The 16,666-nt window shown below is 74.0% G+C and carries 13 protein-coding genes and 1 tRNA gene; 6 read left to right on the forward strand and 8 right to left on the reverse strand.

The window, feature by feature from the left end; all coding sequences use genetic code 11:
* Positions 1-8 precede the first annotated feature (8 nt).
* A complete protein-coding gene (gene ettA / locus ACEPPI_RS13840; protein ID WP_373915527.1) occupies positions 9-1,673 on the reverse strand; it encodes an energy-dependent translational throttle protein EttA in 1,665 nt (554 codons plus the stop codon).
* Positions 1,674-1,919: 246 nt separating this feature from the next.
* Here ettA and ACEPPI_RS13845 point away from each other — a divergent pair, with 246 nt between their 5' ends.
* Complete coding sequence (locus ACEPPI_RS13845; protein WP_373915528.1) at positions 1,920-2,531, forward strand: hypothetical protein; 612 nt, start codon at positions 1,920-1,922, stop codon at positions 2,529-2,531.
* A 109-nt stretch (positions 2,532-2,640) separates the two neighbouring features.
* On the opposite strand, the gene ACEPPI_RS13850 is transcribed toward ACEPPI_RS13845, so the two are convergent.
* The 5 genes from ACEPPI_RS13850 to ACEPPI_RS13870 all read right to left on the reverse strand — a co-directional run bounded on the left by ACEPPI_RS13850 (position 2,641) and on the right by ACEPPI_RS13870 (position 9,764).
* Complete coding sequence (locus ACEPPI_RS13850; protein ID WP_373915529.1) at positions 2,641-4,125, reverse strand: bifunctional phosphatase PAP2/diacylglycerol kinase family protein; 1,485 nt, start codon at positions 4,123-4,125, stop codon at positions 2,641-2,643.
* A 33-nt stretch (positions 4,126-4,158) separates the two neighbouring features.
* Complete coding sequence (locus ACEPPI_RS13855; RefSeq protein ID WP_373915530.1) at positions 4,159-5,361, reverse strand: thioester domain-containing protein; 1,203 nt, start codon at positions 5,359-5,361, stop codon at positions 4,159-4,161.
* Between the two features lie 317 nt (positions 5,362-5,678).
* Positions 5,679-6,086: a single-stranded DNA-binding protein gene (locus ACEPPI_RS13860; RefSeq protein ID WP_266839090.1), complete on the reverse strand. Its 408-nt coding sequence runs from the start codon at positions 6,084-6,086 to the stop codon at positions 5,679-5,681.
* 95 nt (positions 6,087-6,181) lie between these two features.
* Positions 6,182-8,137, reverse strand: a complete 1,956-nt coding sequence (locus tag ACEPPI_RS13865; RefSeq protein WP_373915531.1) for a GTPase — start codon at positions 8,135-8,137, stop codon at positions 6,182-6,184.
* A gap of 4 nt (positions 8,138-8,141) precedes the next feature.
* Positions 8,142-9,764 carry a dynamin family protein gene (locus tag ACEPPI_RS13870; RefSeq protein ID WP_373915532.1) on the reverse strand — a complete coding sequence of 541 codons (1,623 nt, stop codon included), beginning with the start codon at positions 9,762-9,764 and terminating at the stop codon, positions 8,142-8,144.
* Between the two features lie 323 nt (positions 9,765-10,087).
* Between ACEPPI_RS13870 and ACEPPI_RS13875 the strand changes: the two genes are divergently transcribed.
* Positions 10,088-10,160 (forward strand) — tRNA-Arg (locus tag ACEPPI_RS13875).
* Positions 10,161-10,295: 135 nt separating this feature from the next.
* Here the strand turns inward: ACEPPI_RS13875 and ACEPPI_RS13880 are convergent.
* Positions 10,296-10,769 carry a phospholipase gene (locus ACEPPI_RS13880; protein ID WP_373915533.1) on the reverse strand — a complete coding sequence of 158 codons (474 nt, stop codon included), beginning with the start codon at positions 10,767-10,769 and terminating at the stop codon, positions 10,296-10,298.
* A 392-nt stretch (positions 10,770-11,161) separates the two neighbouring features.
* Here ACEPPI_RS13880 and ACEPPI_RS13885 point away from each other — a divergent pair, with 392 nt between their 5' ends.
* Complete coding sequence (locus tag ACEPPI_RS13885; protein WP_373915534.1) at positions 11,162-11,698, forward strand: hypothetical protein; 537 nt, start codon at positions 11,162-11,164, stop codon at positions 11,696-11,698.
* A 49-nt stretch (positions 11,699-11,747) separates the two neighbouring features.
* Here the strand turns inward: ACEPPI_RS13885 and ACEPPI_RS13890 are convergent, their stop codons facing one another.
* Positions 11,748-12,524 (reverse strand): alpha/beta fold hydrolase, encoded by a 777-nt coding sequence (locus ACEPPI_RS13890; protein ID WP_373915535.1) that lies wholly within the window; start codon positions 12,522-12,524, stop codon positions 11,748-11,750.
* An 81-nt stretch (positions 12,525-12,605) separates the two neighbouring features.
* On the opposite strand from ACEPPI_RS13890, the gene ACEPPI_RS13895 reads away from it, so the two are divergent.
* From ACEPPI_RS13895 to ACEPPI_RS13905, 3 genes are all read left to right on the forward strand, one after another.
* On the forward strand, positions 12,606-13,307 hold the full coding sequence (locus ACEPPI_RS13895) for a 4'-phosphopantetheinyl transferase superfamily protein (protein ID WP_373915536.1): 702 nt from the start codon (positions 12,606-12,608) through the stop codon (positions 13,305-13,307).
* Between the two features lie 452 nt (positions 13,308-13,759).
* The gene (locus tag ACEPPI_RS13900) at positions 13,760-15,097 is read left to right on the forward strand and encodes a S8 family peptidase (protein ID WP_373915537.1); all 1,338 of its coding nucleotides are present in this window, start codon (positions 13,760-13,762) and stop codon (positions 15,095-15,097) included.
* Positions 15,098-15,316: 219 nt separating this feature from the next.
* Positions 15,317-16,609, forward strand: a complete 1,293-nt coding sequence (locus ACEPPI_RS13905; protein ID WP_373915538.1) for a hypothetical protein — start codon at positions 15,317-15,319, stop codon at positions 16,607-16,609.
* Positions 16,610-16,666 lie beyond the last annotated feature (57 nt).

The raw sequence follows: 16,666 nt of genomic DNA on the forward strand, positions 1-16,666 counted from the left end.
GTCTCGGCCTAACCCCGGGTGAGCTTCTTGTAGGTGGCGCGGTGCGGGCGCGTGGCGTCCGGGCCGAGCCGCTCGACCTTGTTCTTCTCGTAGGACTCGAAGTTGCCCTCGAACCAGAACCACTTCGAGTCGCCCTCGTACGCCAGGATGTGCGTGGCGACGCGGTCCAGGAACCAGCGGTCGTGGGAGACGACCACGGCCGCACCGGGGAACTCCAGCAGCGCGTTCTCCAGGGAGCCCAGGGTCTCGACGTCGAGGTCGTTGGTGGGCTCGTCGAGGAGCAGCAGGTTGCCGCCCTGCTTGAGGGTGAGCGCGAGGTTCAGGCGGTTGCGCTCACCGCCGGAGAGCACGCCGGCCGGCTTCTGCTGGTCCGGGCCCTTGAAGCCGAAGGCGCTGACGTAGGCGCGGGACGGCATCTCGACCTGGCCGACGTTGATGTAGTCCAGCTCGTCCGACACGACCGCCCAGAGGGTCTTCTTGGGGTCGATGTTGGCGCGGCCCTGGTCCACGTACGAGATCTTGACGGTCTCGCCGACCTTGATCTCGCCGGAGTCCGGCGTCTCCAGGCCCTGGATCATCTTGAAGAGCGTGGTCTTGCCGGCGCCGTTCGGGCCGATGATGCCGACGATGCCGTTGCGCGGCAGCGTGAAGGACAGGTCGTCGATGAGGACCTTGTCACCGAACGCCTTGGAGAGGTTGGCGACCTCGACCACGATCGAGCCCAGACGCGGGCCCGGCGGGATCTGGATCTCGTCGAAGTCGAGCTTGCGCATCTTGTCGGCCTCGGCCGCCATCTCCTCGTAGCGAGCGAGACGGGCCTTGGACTTGACCTGACGGCCCTTGGCGTTGGAGCGGACCCACTCCAGCTCTTCCTTGAGGCGCTTGGCGCGCTTCTCGTCCTTCTTGCCCTCGACCTTGAGGCGCTCGGCCTTCTTCTCCAGGTAGGTGGAGTAGTTGCCCTCGTAGGGGTGGGCACGGCCGCGGTCGAGTTCGAGGATCCACTCGGCGACGTTGTCGAGGAAGTAGCGGTCGTGGGTGACGGCCACGACGGCGCCCTTGTACTGGGCCAGGTGCTGCTCCAGCCAGTTCACGGACTCGGCGTCGAGGTGGTTGGTGGGCTCGTCGAGGAGCAGCAGGTCGGGGGCCTCCAGCAGCAGCTTGCAGAGGGCCACGCGGCGCTTCTCACCACCGGAGAGGTTGTTGACCGGCCAGTCGCCGGGCGGGCAGCCCAGGGCGTCCATGGCCTGCTCCAGCTGGGCGTCGAGGTCCCACGCGTTGGCGTGGTCCAGGTCGTCCTGGAGCTTGCCCATCTCCTCCATCAGCTCGTCGGTGTAGTTCGTCGCCATTTCCTCGGCGATCGCGTTGAACCGGTTGAGCTTGGTCTTGATCTCGCCGACGCCGTCCTCGACGTTCTCCAGGACGGTCTTGCTCTCGTCGAGCTTGGGCTCCTGCATGAGGATGCCGACGGAGTAACCGGGCGACAGGAAGGCGTCACCGTTGGACGGCTGCTCGATGCCCGCCATGATCTTCAGGACGGTGGACTTGCCGGCGCCGTTCGGGCCGACCACGCCGATCTTCGCGCCGGGCAGGAAGTTCAGGAAGACGTCATCCAGAATCACCTTGTCGCCGTGCGCCTTGCGCGTCTTGCGCATGGTGTAGATGAACTCAGCCAAGAGAAACCGTCCGGCAGATCGATGGGTGGGCAGATACACCCCATACTGCCGTACGTCCATCCCCCGGGGGAAACGCGTATGGTCAACGGCCTGCGAGCCCGGCCACCGTCCGTGACCGCGGTCCAACGGTCCGAACGCGTCCGGTCGCTGCCCGGCGCCGGGGGGCGGACCGGGATCCTCGACAGCGGTCGAGGTGCGGGGCCGCCGTAGCGGTGGGGAGCCGGTGTTCCGGGGGGACGGGGAAGAATGGACAACGCGTTACTGGCGCTCGCCAGCGCGATCGTGGCGGTGACGGGCACCCTGCTCGCGCCGGTCCTGTCGCAGCGGATCACGGCCCGGGTCCAGGCCGATCAGTTCGACCGCCAGGAACGGCTGGCGCGGGCCCAGTGGCATCGGGACCGGCGGGTGGCCGAGCGCGAGAGGCGGCGCGACTGCTACGTGCACGCCAACGCCGGGTACCGCCGCTACCGGGTCGAGCTGATGAACCACCTGTGGGCGGTGCACCGGGACGAGGTCACGGACGAGGGGCGCAGCGCCCTCCAGGAGGCCCGGCACGCCATGCACTCCGCCTTCGCGGAGGCCCAGATGATCGCCTCCGACGCGGTCATGGCGGAGCTGGACACCCTGACCCGGGAGCTGGCGGGCGCGTACGCCCGGACGATGCGGCTGGAGCGGGGGAGCCCGTCGCCGGGGTGGGGGTTCGACGAGATACTCGCCGGGCTTCTGGAGCTGGGCGACGCCTGGGTACGGGCGCGGTCCGTGATGCGCACCGACCTCGGGGTGGAACCGGGGCCCGTGGCGCCGGACGACGCGGTGGACGGGGACGGCCCCGAGGACGTCGGGCCCGACGACGACTGACCCGACGGCTACCGACCCGACGGCTACGGCCCGCACGGCGCGGACGGACGGGGCGGGGAGGCGGGGGCGCCGTCCGGGGGCGGTCAGCGTGGGCGGTCAGCGTGGGCGGTCAGCGTGGGCGGTAGACGGTCAGGGCGTCGGGGAGCGCGGCCAGCACGAGGGAGCCGGGCGCCTTGGCGTACTCGCCGTCGTAGGCGAGCGGGGTGCCCGGCGGGATGTCCTCGACGCGCAGACCGTGCCGGCGGGTGGCCACGTGGAGCGGGGAGCGGCTCAGCGGGCCGGTGAAGGCCGCGGCCAGCAGGCGGGGGCCCGGCCGGCCTCCGCCGTGGACGAGCCGGAGGTCGAGGAGGCCCTCGCCGACGCTGTCACGGCGCCGGGGCGTGGGGCCGGTGCCGTGGTAGGTGCCGTTGCCCGCGAAGAGCAGCCAGACGCTGCGGGGGCGTCCGGCCAGGGTGAGCCGGACGGGCCGCTCGGCCCGCAGCACCCGCCAGGCGGCGAGCACGGCGGCCGGGCCGCCGCCGATCCGCGGGGCCCAGCGCAGCCGGTGGCGCAGCAGTTCCGGGTAGGCGCCGATGCTGAAATTGTTCAGGAAGTACCGCGTCGCACCGTCGCCGGACCCGTCCGTCGGGGTGATCCGACCCACCGAGACCCGGACGGCCCGGCCCTCGGCGATCGCCCGGCAGGTGTCCTCGGCGCCGCCGAGCCCGAGGTCGAGCGCGAAGTGGTTCAGGGTGCCGCCGGGGAACAGGGCGAGCGGCACCCCGGCGCGCAGGGCCGCCGTGGCCGCGGCGTTGACGGTGCCGTCACCCCCGCAGACCCCCAGCACCTCGGCCCGGGCGGCGGCCGCGGCCAGCTCGGCCTCCAGCTCCTCACCGGTGCATTCGACGACCTCCGCCTTGGGCAGCCGCTCGCGCAGCACGTCGGTCCCCGCCGACCCGGCGGTGCCCGAGGCGGTGTTCACCACGACCGTGAGCCCCTCCCCGTCCGGCAGGGCGGGGACCCCGGGCGCCGTGCGCTCGTCGCCCGGTACGGCCCTCGCCCGCTCGGCCTCGTGCGCGAGGCGGCGTACGGCGAACGCCGCGGCCACCCCGAGCGCCGACCCGACCGCCACGTCGGAGGGGTAGTGCACCCCGGTGTAGACCCGCGAGAAGGCCACCGACGCGGCGACGGGGACCAGCACGGCTCCCCACCCCGGGGATTCGAGGGCCACGCCTGCGGCGAAGGCGAAGGCAGAGGCGGAGTGCCCGGACGGGAACGAGGTGGTCCGCGGCGGCACGGCCGGCTGCCGCGGCAGCGGGACCCCGTCCAGCACGGGCCGGGGCCTGCGCACCGACCACTTCCCGACGGTGTTGATCGTGGCGGAGGCCAGCGCCAGCGAGCCGATTCCGCGCAGCGCCGCCGTGCGGGCCCGGGGTGAGCCCAGGACGGTGATCGCCACGGCGGCCCCGCCCCACAGCACCCCGTGGTTGGCGGCGCGCCCGAGCCGCGGCAGCACCCGGTCGGCGCCCGGCCAGTGCCGCCGGGCCACCGCGTCGAACAGATGGCGGTCCCACCGCGCGACCGTGCCCCGCCAGGTCAGTTCCTCATCAGCCATTGCCTGCGCCTACCCCGGGACGACGCTCCGGAATCAGCCTTCCGCTCCCTCGGACCCCCCTGCGTCCTCCTCTCCCTCCAACGGACGCTTGCGCAGCAGGAGGACCACCATGCCGCCCAGTACCACCAGCCCCACCGCGAGCGAGGCGATCACCGGCGTGGCGGCGGAACTGCCGCTGATGGCCAGCCGCTCGTCGTCCGGAGACTCCGGCGAGGCGGTCGCGGACGCCTCGGCGCCCGCCACCTCCGAGGCTCCCGCCAGGGTGCCCACCGTCCCCGCCGGGCCCTGCGCCGGCGGCTGTGCCTGCGGCCAGACGGCCGTGGCGGTGGCCGTCGCCGCGGCGTCGCTGGAGCCGGCCACGATCTGCGCCTCGGCCGGGATCCCGCTGGCGAAGACCCGCCCGACGGGCACCTTCGTGGAGCCCTGCACGACGACCGACGCCGTCCCGTCCGGGGTGCCCGCGGGCACCTCGAAGTAGAGCCGGCTCCCGTTGCCCGCGGAGTCCAGCGGCCGCCCCTCGGCGTCCACCACGCGCACCCCCATGGCCGAGGCCGCCGCGTCCGGGGTGACGGTCACGCTCTGCGCCCCCGTCCGGACCGTGACCGGCCCGAGCCGGCTGCCGGTCGGCCCCGTCACCGGGCCGGAGACCCGGCCGGGGTCCAGGTCCAACGAGGCCGGGGGCTCCGGCAGCCGCCCCGCCTCCCGCTGGAGGTAGTCGGCCAGCCGCGCCGCCGCCGGGTCCGCCGCCTCGACCTGCGCGCCGTCGGCCAGCCGCCAGATGGCCACCTGGGTCCCGGCGGCGGCGCTCTCCGCGGTCAGCGTCCCGGCCCCGGCCTCCTTCGCCAGCCCGGCCAGGTCGTTGTGCTGCGGATAGGAGTGCTCCAGGACCCAGCGGATCCGTCCGGCCTCGGCGTTCCCCGCCAGGGAGCTGCCGTTCCAGCCGCTCTCCGTGTACCGGGCCTGCGGCTGCGCCGAGCCCGCGATCCCGACCCCGTACGTCTGCAGCATGCCGCCGCCGTCGACCCGCATCTCGTAGAGCCCGGCCGGGATCTGCCGGACCGAACCGTCCCCGGCGCGCAGGACCGCCTGCCCGTACGTCTTGAGCCCGTCCAGCACGGCGCTCGCGCCCTCCGCCGCCCGGCCGGCGGCCGGGTCCGGGTCCGTCGAGGCGCGGGCCCCGGGCCCGCTGGCGAGGGCGGCCGCGGTGAGCAGGGCGACCGCCAAGGGCCGCCGCACGGACCCCCGCGCCGGGCCCCCGGCGCCCGCGCCCGGATCCGGAACGGGCCGCGCGGGCCTCCCGGGAACGACGCCGGGACCAACGGGCCCCGCGGGAAGCGGAATCGCCGCACGGGCCGCGGCGACGGCCGGTGGCGCGGCGGACGCGGACGGTGATCCGCCCACGGATGCGGGCGGCGATCCGCACGCGGAAGCGCGGGGATCGGGGGACGCAGAGGACGCAGAGGACGCGGGAACAGCAATCGACACAGTCTTCCCCTTCGGGCCAAAGACCCAGGTGCCCGTGAGTACCGGGGAATCCTAGCCTCCTCGAACACTCAGACCACCGCCGCCTTCTGAGGCCCCATCAGTGGCGTGTCCGTCTTGACCACCCGCCGGAACGCGGCAGTTCCGCGGTTGAGGTCGTGTCCGATGGCCACCGCGTCGATGTCGGCCGAGAACCACCGCACCCCGTCGCCGTCGGGTGGATCCTCCCGGACCCGCAACCGCCCGTGGACGACGAGGGGTTCCCCCACCGAGACGGAACTGGCCAGGTTCAGTGCCAGCACCCGTCGTGCCCAGACGGTGTAGAAGCTGGTCGCGGCATCCGTCCAGGTGTCCGTGCGCCGGTCGAAGTACCTCGGGGTCACCGCGAAGCGGAACCGCGCCGACGGGCCGGCCGGCGTCTCCTTGAAGTCGATCTGCGTCGCCACGTACCCCACCAGCGTCACCAGGGTGTCGTTCATCCCGGCCGCCCTCCCCGCGTCGTACCCGTCCGGACCGTCCGCACGGGATACGACCATGCTGGCGCGGGGCGGACCTCCCCGCTCGGGCCTGTGGACTACTGGCGGGTTGTGGACAACTTCGTCCCCCCTGCGGCGACGGTGGCGTACTGCTCGCGCACCTCGCGGTAGCGCAGCAGTTCCGCCGCCACCGGCTCCAGCACCCTGGCCCGCCCGCAGCCGGCCGCGGCCTGACGCAGTTTGCGCTCGGCGTCCTGCCCGTAGCGGCGTGCCGGACCGCGGGCCGCGAGAGAGCACGCCCACTCCACGAGCGGCCCGCCGACGATCCCCGCCACCATGAACAGCACCGGCGGCAGCAGCCTCGGCTCCAGGACCCCGGCGATCTGTCCGACCAGCCAGAGCCCGCCGAAGATCTGCACCAGCGTCATGGCCGCCTGCGCCAGCACCGCCACGGGCCACCAGGCGGGCCGCGGCGGCCTGGCGGCGGGCACCGCGACGGCCGCACCCAGCGTGACCGCCAGTTCGTCGAGCGCCTCCGGCAGCCGTTCGGCGCCGCGTACGGCGGTCTCCCGTACGGCCTGGGCCCAGGGGTCGGGCAGCCCGATGACCGCTTCGTCCGCGACGGTCCGCACGGCCTGCTCCACCCGCTGCCGGGCGGTCACCTCCTGCTCGACCGGGGTCTGCTCGGAAGCCGCCGGGGTACGGCCGATCGCGGCGAGGGCGGCCAGGCCCGCGAGCGTGCGCGGGGCTCGCCTGCTCTCGTACCAGCGCCACAGCCGCAGCCAGGGCGTGCCGCAGGCCTTGCCGGCGTTGCGCCGCCAGGCCCGTTCGGCGGCGAGGCCGGCCGCGTAGGCCCCGACGGCCTCCGCGAGCCGGTCCTCGAACTCGGCGCGGGCGGCCTCGCCGATCTCGGGTCCGGCGTGCCCGTCGGCGACGTACAGGGGCCGCAGGCGTCCGGCGGCCCGGTCCACATCGGCGGAGATGCGGCGGGTCGCCGCGCCCTTCTCCTGGGTGAACTGACCGAGCAGTTCCCGGAGTTCCCCGACCCCCTCACCCGTCAGGGCGGACAGTCCGAGCACGGTGGCCCCCGGCTCGCCGTGTTCGCCGAGCGCGATGCCGTCGTCGTCGAGGAGCCGGCGCAGGTCGTCCAGGACGAGGTCGGCGGCCTCGCCGGGCAGCCGGTCCACCTGGTTCAGGACGACGAACGTCACTTCCGCGTGGCCGGCCAGCGGTCGCAGGTACCGCTCGTGCAGGACGGCGTCCGCGTACTTCTCCGGGTCCACCACCCACACCACGGCGTCGACCAGCGCCAGCACCCGGTCCACGTGGTCGCGGTGCGCGCGGACCGCCGAGTCCAGGTCGGGCAGGTCGACGAGGACCATCCCGCGCAGCACCTCGGCCTCCGAGGTCTCCCGGGGCCTGCGTCGCAGCCGGCCCGGGATCTCCAGCCGGTCCAGCAGCCCCGCGGCCCCGTCGGACCAACTGCACGCGATCGGCGCGGCGGTGGTCGGGCGGCGCAGACCGGTCTCCGAGATCTGCACTCCGGCGAGCGAGTTGAAGAGCGTGGACTTGCCGCTTCCGGTGGCTCCGGCGATGGCGACGACCGTGTGCTGCGGGGACAGGCCGCGTCGCGCCGCCGCCTCGTCCAGCACCCGGCCGGCCTCGGCGAGGGTCTTGCCGTCCAGCCGGGTCCGGGACAGCCCGACGAGCTGGCGCAGGGCGTCCAGGCGCAGCCGCAGGGCCCGCGCCTCGGGGCTGAGCGGCAGGGCGGGAGCCTTGCCGCCGTCGCTGCCGGCGCCGGAGACGGCCCGGACGAGGGCCTCGTCGCCCTCGCGCCGCTCCTCGTCCGGCTCCTCGCCGAACACGTCGTCGAGGTCGTCGAGGCCGACGCCGCCGCGTTCCTCGCGCGGCCCCGACGCCCCCGGGGAACCGGACCGCGGTCCCCCTCCTCGCGCCCCCGCACCGCCCTTGCGGATGCTCCGGTGGCGCGAGCGCGCGATGAAGCCGTCGTCCCAGCGGTCTTCGGTGCGGTCGCGGTCGGTCAGCGCGGTCACCGCGTCACCTCTCCTTCTGCAGTAGGGACAGCGCGGCGATCAGCTCGGCCTGCGGTTCCGGGGTCACTTCGAGCGCTTCCAGCGGGGCGAGCCTGCGGTCGCGTTCGGCGCGCAGCACCTGGTCGAGGTGTTCGGCGACCAGCTCCCCGCCCCGGTCCCGCAGCCGTACGGCGGCCTGTACACCGATCCGCTCGGCGAGCTTCTCCCCCGCCGGCCGGGCCCGCTTGCCACCCAGGAGGGCGGCGACGAGGAGGGCGGCGATGGCGTCGGGGTCGGGCGCCGGCTGCCGGTCGAGCCGGGCGACCTCCTCCTCGGCCAGCTCCTCCAGTACGCGCCGCCAGCGCCGTACGGCCACGCCGATGCGTTCCGCCGCCTCGCGGTCGGGCGCGGGCAGCGTCACCGCCCCGGCGGCCGGTTCGCGCCGCCAGGCGGCGGCGATGCGTTCGTCGGCGGCGGCCACGGCGCACTGGAGGAGCGCGGCCAGCGATTCGGCGAGGGAGTCGAGGAGTTCGTCGGCGCTGGTGTCGAGGGGGTAGCCGCGCCATCTGGTCAGCGCGTCCCCGGCGAGTACGGCGCCCCGGTCCAGGCGGTTGCGCACCCGCCTGCCCTCCTGCTTGTACGCGTCCTCGACGGCCGACGTCAGCCGCACGGCGGCGGCGTGCTGCGCGGCGACTGCGGAGGCGAGTTCCGGCATGCGGCGTCCGAGGGAGTCGAGGGCGCCCAGCGCGGTCCGCCCGACGGCGTACTGCCGGGCGGCGGGGTCCTGGACGTGGTGGCTGAGCCAGGCGAGCAGCGGCGCGACGGCGCTCGCCGGCAGCAGCCCGCCCCCGCCCGCCGACTCGGGCAGCTCCGGCACCGTGAACCGCGGTACGTCACCCAGCCCGGCCCGGGTGAGCAGGGCCCCGTACTGCCGCGAGACCTCGGTGAGCACCTGGTGCGGGACCCGGTCCAGGACGGTGACCAGGGTGGCCCTGTACTGCTTGGCGGTGCGCAGCATGTGCCAGGGGACGGCGTCGGCGTACCGCGAGGCGGTGGTGACCATGACCCAGACGTCGGCGGCGCAGATCAGCTGCGCGGCGAGCGTCCGGTTCTCGACCACCAGGGAGTCGACGTCGGGGGCGTCGAGGACGGCGAGCCCTCGTGGGAGGGTCGAGACGGTCTCGATCCTCAGTTCGCCCGTCACGGTCCGCTGGCCGGATCCGCGGGGAAGGCGCTTCTTGGGCGCGGGGAGCAGTTCGTCCTCGCCTTCGGGCGCCCATACGCGCAGGAGGTCGGGCAGGATCCGCATCCCGGCGAACCAGTGATGGTCATCCGGATGGCAGACGAGCACGGGGGTGCGTGTCGTCGGCCGGAGCACCCCCGCTTCACTCACCTGGCGTCCGACGAGGGAGTTGACGAGGGTGGACTTACCGGCACCGGTGGACCCGCCGACGACGGCGAGCAGGGGCGCCTCGGGCGCCTTCAGCCGGGGTACGAGGTAGTCGTCGAGCTGCGCGAGCAGCTCGGCTCTGGTCTGGCGGGCGCGCGGGGCGCCGGGCAGGGGCAGCGGCAGACGCACGGACGCGACCCGGTCGCGCAGGGCGGACAGGGCATCGAGCAGCTGAGGCCGAACATCCAAGGTCACCACATGCGAAGAATGCCCAATTTGGGACCATTTTTGAAGCTTATACGCCCTCTGCGCGCCGACCGCGACCCCGATGGGACATCCTGGACACGAAGGACGAGTGGGACGCAGGCATAACGAGTGCACAACACCCAGGCCGACGCGGCGCAAAAGCGATGCGCGAATCGCACCTGCCTGCGATTATCGGGACCGCTTCACCGAACCTCCACATCGTGGCACGCGGGTGAAGCAACCGGGACAAGGCGACCGGAGCCCTATCCTTGACCCGGCACGGACCGCAGTCCCACCCCCACCAAGGGGCTCCAGGCCACCACGGTCACCTTCCGGCCCCCGTAGCTCAGTGGATAGAGCAGGCGCCTTCTAAGCGCTTGGCCGCAGGTTCGAGTCCTGCCGGGGGCACTCTTCGCACCACGACGGAAGCCCTCCCACCGGGAGGGCTTCCGTGTTTCCCGCGAGGGGGGCCGTCCCGCCCGACGGGGGCGGGGGCGGGACGGGGATCGGAGGCGGCGACAGGGCCGGGGCGGGACGGGGCCGTCAGGCGGCCGGGGCGTCCTGCGGGGAGACGCCGAACGCCTTGACCGCCTGGTAGTAGGTCCAGGCCGTGCTGTCGCAGGAACCCTTCTTGACGCCCGAGTACTGCGAACACACCCGCTTCAGGTCCGCGTACAGGGCGTCGTCCAGCCGGGACTTGTTCGCCGGGAAGGAACCCGCCGCCTTGTAGTTGCGATAGCCGAAGTCGTGGCGGGCGCAGGCCGTCTGGAACGGGAAGCCGAACGGGTTGTCCGGGGAGGACGAGCAGTAGTCCGTGGACCAGTCGAAGCCGTACGAGGCCCAGTTGCCCTGGCTGCCGCGCGCCGCGACCCAGGCGTTGTAACTGGACGCGCTGGTCTGCGTCCAACTGCCGAGGACCTGCGGCTTGTCCGCCGGGGCGGCCGACGCGGGGGGCGCGAGGGCGAGCAGACCCGCGGCCGCCGTGGCGGCGAGCAGGGGAGCGAGACGAAGACGCATGACATTCCTCCGGGCGGCGGGGGGAGTGGGGGGAGAGCGCGGGCCGCTCCGTCAACTTCGCGGCGCGGCTTGCGTGTTCACTCTCGGAGCGCGACATATCCGCGATCCCCAGCGCATCTATAACGAGGCCCCGCAGGTCCGGTGGGTACGGCGGCCCTGGTGGGTCCGGCGGGTCCGCCCTCGCCCGGTGTTCCGGTGTTCCGGTGTTCCGGTGTTCCGGTGTTCCGGTGTTCCGGTGTTCCGGTGTTCCGGTGTTCCGGCGAAGGACCGTCGACCTAAGCCGGCCGCCCGGACCGGCACTCAGGTATGACGGCGTATGCGACTTCAGGCAGAGTCAAGATTCGTACTGCGGAGGGACGCGCGAGCGGGCTTCGACCCGAACACTTATAGCTATGAACCGCCGTCCGCTCGTCATCGCCGCCGCCTTGGCGGGAGCCTTCGCCATCGCCGCGCTCGCTCTGCCGAACCTTCCGCCCAACCCGGTCACCAACACCCTCAACGACCGCTTCTTCAAGGAGAAGGGCAGGCACTTCGCCACCGCCGCCGACGCTCCGACGCGCGGTGACCTGGCGTTCGTCCTGCCGAGCTGGATACCGAAGGATGCCACCGATGTGCGCGTACGGGTGCGCACCACCGGCGAGGCCCGGCTGATCCGGTTCACTCTCGGCAAGACCCCGCTCGATGGTCCGCAGTGCGCCGTCAGCGCCCCGAAGAAGGCGGGCGGGCCTCATCTGAACGCCCGTTGGTGGCCCGGCGACACACGCTCCGAGGAACGGCCCGAGTGCCGTGACCGGTACCAGTACCAGGTCGCCGTGCGCGGCAGGAAGGTCTACGCCTGGACCGACGGCACGCCCTCACCGGGGGCGCGAATACCGGACGGACAGCCCTCCGTGGCACCGGCCTCGGCCGTCCCGGCCGGACGCCGCTGACCCCTCCACCGACCCTGCCGCTCCCCCGGGCCCACCCGGCGGGGACGGGTCAGGGAGCGGTCGGGGCGAGGGCGGCGGCGGTGGCGCGGACAAAGGCCTCGGGGTTGTCCAGCATGATGTTGTGCCCGCAGTCCGGCACCGCGACGACGGCGACCCCCGCGGCCTCCAGGGCCTCGGCCCCGGGCAGGGAGCCGTCGGCCTCCGGGTAGAGGAAGGTGCGCGGGAGCTTCAGGTCCAGCAGGAGCTCGCGCATGGTGGGCGTGGTGCCCGCGGCGAGGTGCACCGCGCTGCGGTGCAGGGCGGTGCGGTCGGCCAGCCGCATGGTCGACCACCAGTGCGCGCCGACCCGGTCGCGGACCTCGGACCAGCCTCCCGCCAGGAACTCCTCCTCCGTGTAGGAGGCGATCCCGCTGCTGCCCGGTACACGGGGAACGACCGGGACCGGGTCCAGGTTGGCGTCGACCAGCACGAGCCGGGAGACCAGCCGGGGGTGCCGGGCGGCGAGCACGATGGCCACCGCCCCGCCCATGCTGTGGCCGATCAGCTCGGTCCCCTCGACCCCGGCCTCGGAGAGCGCCCGCGCGACGGCGTCGGCGTGCGCCTCCAGGGTGTACGTGAACGCCTCGGGCCGGTCGCTGTGCCCGTGCCCCAGCATGTCGACCAGCAGCGAGCGCCGCCCGGCCAGCAACGGGTGCGCGGCGACGGCCGCGAAGTAGGCCGGCGAGGTGGCGCCGAGCCCGTGCAGCCAGACGCGGACCGGCCCCTCCCCGGCGAGTTCGACCCAGCGGATCCGGTCGCCTTCCGGCGTCACGACAGCACTGTGCACGGCGAGTTCCCCCTGGACTCGGAAAGATCAATACCGGACGAGGGTAGCCGGGCCCGCCGCCGCCTCGTCTACCCTCATCAGGTGATCGAGTACGTGAACCAACTCGGCGAGGGCATACCCCGGACCGGCGCTCTCCCGGTGGGCGCCGCCGTGACCGTGTGGTCGCTGGACACCACGCGCGAGGTGGTCGGCGGCCACGACGTCGCCGGTGCGGTCGCACTGCTGGACGCGTCCGAGCGGGACCGGCTCTCGCGGCTGCTGCGCGCCCGCGACCGCCGCAGCTACCTCGCGTCACACCTGGGGCTGCGCGTACTGCTCGGCGGTTACCTCGGGCTCCCGCCGGAGAGGGTCGCCCTGGTGCGGGAGGACTGCCCGTGCTGCGGCGGGCCGCACGGGCGCCCCGCCGTGGCCGGGGGCGCGCTGCACTTCTCGCTCTCGCACAGCGACGACATGGCGTACTTCGCCTTCGCGGGGGTACCGGTCGGCGTGGACATCGAGGGTCTGCCCGGAGCGGGAGCGGTGGACGACGTCCTGGGTACCCTGCATCCGGCGGAGACGGCCGAGCTCGTGGGCCTCCCGGTGGCGGAACGCCCGGCCGCCCTCGCGCGGGTGTGGTCCCGCAAGGAGGCCTACCTCAAGGCCACCGGCACGGGACTGGCACTCGGCCTGGTCGACCCGTACGTGGGCTCGGCGGCCACTCCGGCCCCGGTCCCGGGCTGGACCCTGCGCGACCTCCCGGCACCACCCGCGTTCGCGGCCGCCCTGGCCCTCCGCGCCATCTGATCCACCGGCCCGCCCTGGCCACGTACGACTCGGCAGGCGCCGGGCACGAGGGCGTCCCCACGATGCGCGGCCGGGCACTCGGTCGGCCCGTCCCCTCCGGATCCCCCCGACCGAGCCCGCGCCGCCCGGCACCACATCCCTCGGCCCCGCGAGGCTCTCCTCGGCCCCTCGACACCGGCGGCCCCGAAGCACCAGCGGCACCGGCTTCCCGCGCGTCCCCGAGACACCGGCAGCCCCCGGCTACCCCGAGGGCCCGGCAGCCCCGGCAGCCCCGGCGTCCCCGCCCATCGGCCGGCGCGGGCTCGGCCGGCGCGGGCTCGGCCGGCGCGGGCTCGGCCGGCGTTATTCGGGAGTGGCGGCCCGATCCGGCGCGCCCCTCGCGGCGGCGTGTCGTGCGGCCGGTCGGCGCACCCTCCGCGCGCCGCCGCCGGGGCGGCCCGAGCATCGGCGGCATGACCGCCATGACCGCGCTCCTCCCGGCCGCCGCCCTCCTCGCGGCGGCCACCGTCCTTCCGCCGCACACCGCCGACGCCGCGCGTGCCACCGACGCCCCCACCGCCCCCTACGTCGTCGTCCTCAAGGACACCAGCTCCCGCGCCCCGGCCCGCGCGCTCGCCGCCGAGGCGGCGGAGGCGGGCGACCAGGTCTCGGCGGTCTACGACACCGCCCTCAACGGCTTCGCCGTGCGCACCACCGCGGCCCGCGCCGCCGAGCTCGCCGCCGACCCGAGGGTGGCTTCCGTGGAGCCGGACGGGCTGTACCGGATCTCCGACGACCCGACGCCGCCCCCACCCTCCGCTCCCGCGGCGCCCGCCACCACCGTCGCGGCCCCGGCACCCGCGGCGCCCGCCCCCGCCGTGCAGCGGTCCGCGCCCTGGCCGTTGGACCGGATCGACCAGCGCGAGCTGCCGCTCGACGGCTCGTACACGTACGCCTCCCAGGGCCGGGGCGTCACCGTCTACGTGGTCGACACCGGAATCAACGCCCTCCACCAGGAGTTCGGCGGACGCGCCCGCGCCGGCTACAACGCGGTGTTCCTGGAGGGCGCGTCCGACTGCAACGGTCACGGCACCCACGTCGCCGCGGCCGTCGGCGGGGCCACGTACGGGGTGGCGAAGGGGGTCTCCCTCGTCGGGGTGAAGGTGGCCGACTGCCGGGGTGACGGGCGGCTGTCGGCCATCCTGCGCGGCCTCGACTGGATGGTGAAGGACGTGGTCAAGAACGCGACGAAGGGCCCGTTCGTGGCCAACATGAGCATGGGCGGCTCCCGTAGTCACGCCATGGACGCGGCCGTCATCCGCGCGGTGGCGTCCGGGATCACCTTCACCGTGGCCGCCGGGAACGAGGGCGAGGACGCCTGCGCCGGTTCCCCCTCCGGCGTCCCGCAGGCCCTCACCGTCGGCGCGACCGACGCCACCGACCGCCGCCCCGCGTTCTCCAACCACGGCCCCTGCGTGGACATCTCCGCGCCGGGCGTGTCCGTCGTCTCCGCCTGGAAGGGCTCCGCGACCGCCCTCGCCCGTGCTTCCGGCACCTCCATGGCCGCCCCGCACGTGGCGGGCGTGGCTGCACTGATCCTTTCGGACACCGGGGACGGCACGGCCGGAACCGGCGGGGCCGTCGGCGCGCCGGGCACGCCCGGCGCCACCGGCCTGCCCGGCGTGACCGGCATGCGCCCGTCCCCCGAACAGGTCCGCCAGGCCCTGGTGCGCGCCGCTGTTCCGGACCGGATCACGAACCTCCCGGCCGGGACCGCGAACCTGCTCCTGCAGGTCCCGACAAACCGCTGACCCCTCCCGCCCCGGGCGTACCCGCCACCGACCAGTCGGTATCCGATGTCCCATCAGACCGGGTCTGATGGGACATCAATGTCTGTGTGCTTCGGGCGAAAGCAAGCCATTGACTTCTCATGACCGCGACGCGTCAATGACGGCCATCCGCACCGGCTCAACCTCCTCCCCACAGCGGGTGGGGGGAGGGGTTTCGTCTGACGAAGGAGTCGCGACCCAGTGAGTACAACGTTCCGACGAAGAGTTCTGGCCGGGGCGGGCGCCCTTTCCCTGGCCCTGACGGGCGGTGTGGTGGCCCTCACGGGCACGGCGCAGGCCGCGACCAAGACCACTTCGGTCCCCGTGAAGTGCGTGGCCCCGGCGCCCCAGCCGGGCGCCAACGGCAACCAGGACTACACGATCACGCTGCCGGACACCGCGAAGGCGGGCCAGAGCGTCCCGATCACCATCGACCCCGGTGAGACCCCGGTCGTCCCGATGTTCACCATCGACACGGTCAACACGATCAAGGCGAAGCTGCTCGTCGGCGGGGTCGCCCAGACGGTCACCAGCGCGGCCGTCCCCAGCCACCAGGAAGCCGGCAAGAAGGCCGACCCGCCCGCCTTCAGCGGGAACATCACCATCCCGGACGGCGCCGAGGGCACCACGGTCCAGATCACCATCGACCAGGTCATCACGGACGCCGACCTCGGCGGCACGGTCTACACGACGACCTGTACACCGGATCCGCGTCCCAGCGCCTCCGTCGGCTCGGTGGCCGTCGAGGCCCTGCCCAAGGACCCGGTCACCACCAGGCTGACGCCCAACAGCGGCAAGGCGGGCACCGCCGTCACCGCCACCGGCGCCAACTTCCCGGCCGGCCCGGTCACCTGTTCCGCCCTCCTCGCGGGCGCCGCGACCGGTGACACCGGTACCGGCACGGCGGACGCGACCGGCGCCGCCACCTGCAACATCACGGTCACCAAGAAGGCCGACGCCATCAAGATCGACGGTTCGGTGCCCCCGGCCAAGCCCTTCGTGTTCGTCGAGGAGCAGGCGGGCGTGCAGAACCCGGTGGACGTCGAGGTGCTGCCCGGACCGCTGGCCCTCGGCCCGAAGGCCGGCCAGCCGGCCGTCAGCTTCGGCTCGGTGACCATCAACGGCAAGGCCCAGTCGGTGTTCGGCGCGTTCAACGCCGCCACCGTCCAGGACTTCCGCGGCGGCAGCCTCGGCTGGGACGTGACGGCGACCCGTACGCCGTTCCTGAACCAGACGACCGGCCACTCGATGGCGAAGGCGCAGATCGGCATCCAGCCGTCCTGCACCGTGACCAACCCGGACAGCCCGAGCACCTGCACCGCCGGTGCGCCGGGCGCGATCACCGACACCCCGATGAAGGTCGCCTCCCAGGCGGCCGGCGGTGACGAGCTGACCGGCGGCGAGTTCGCCGTGGGCGGCGCGGCGATGCTGCAGCTGCCGCCGTTCATGTTCGCCGACACCTACCAGTCGGTCGTGACCTTCTCGATCGCCTGACCGGGCCCGGCCCCGGGGGGGGGGGGGGGGGGGGGCGGGGGCGCCCCCCCCCCCCCC

This window comes from Streptomyces sp. AB3(2024), from assembly GCF_041862025.1.
GTDB lineage: Bacteria > Actinomycetota > Actinomycetes > Streptomycetales > Streptomycetaceae > Streptomyces.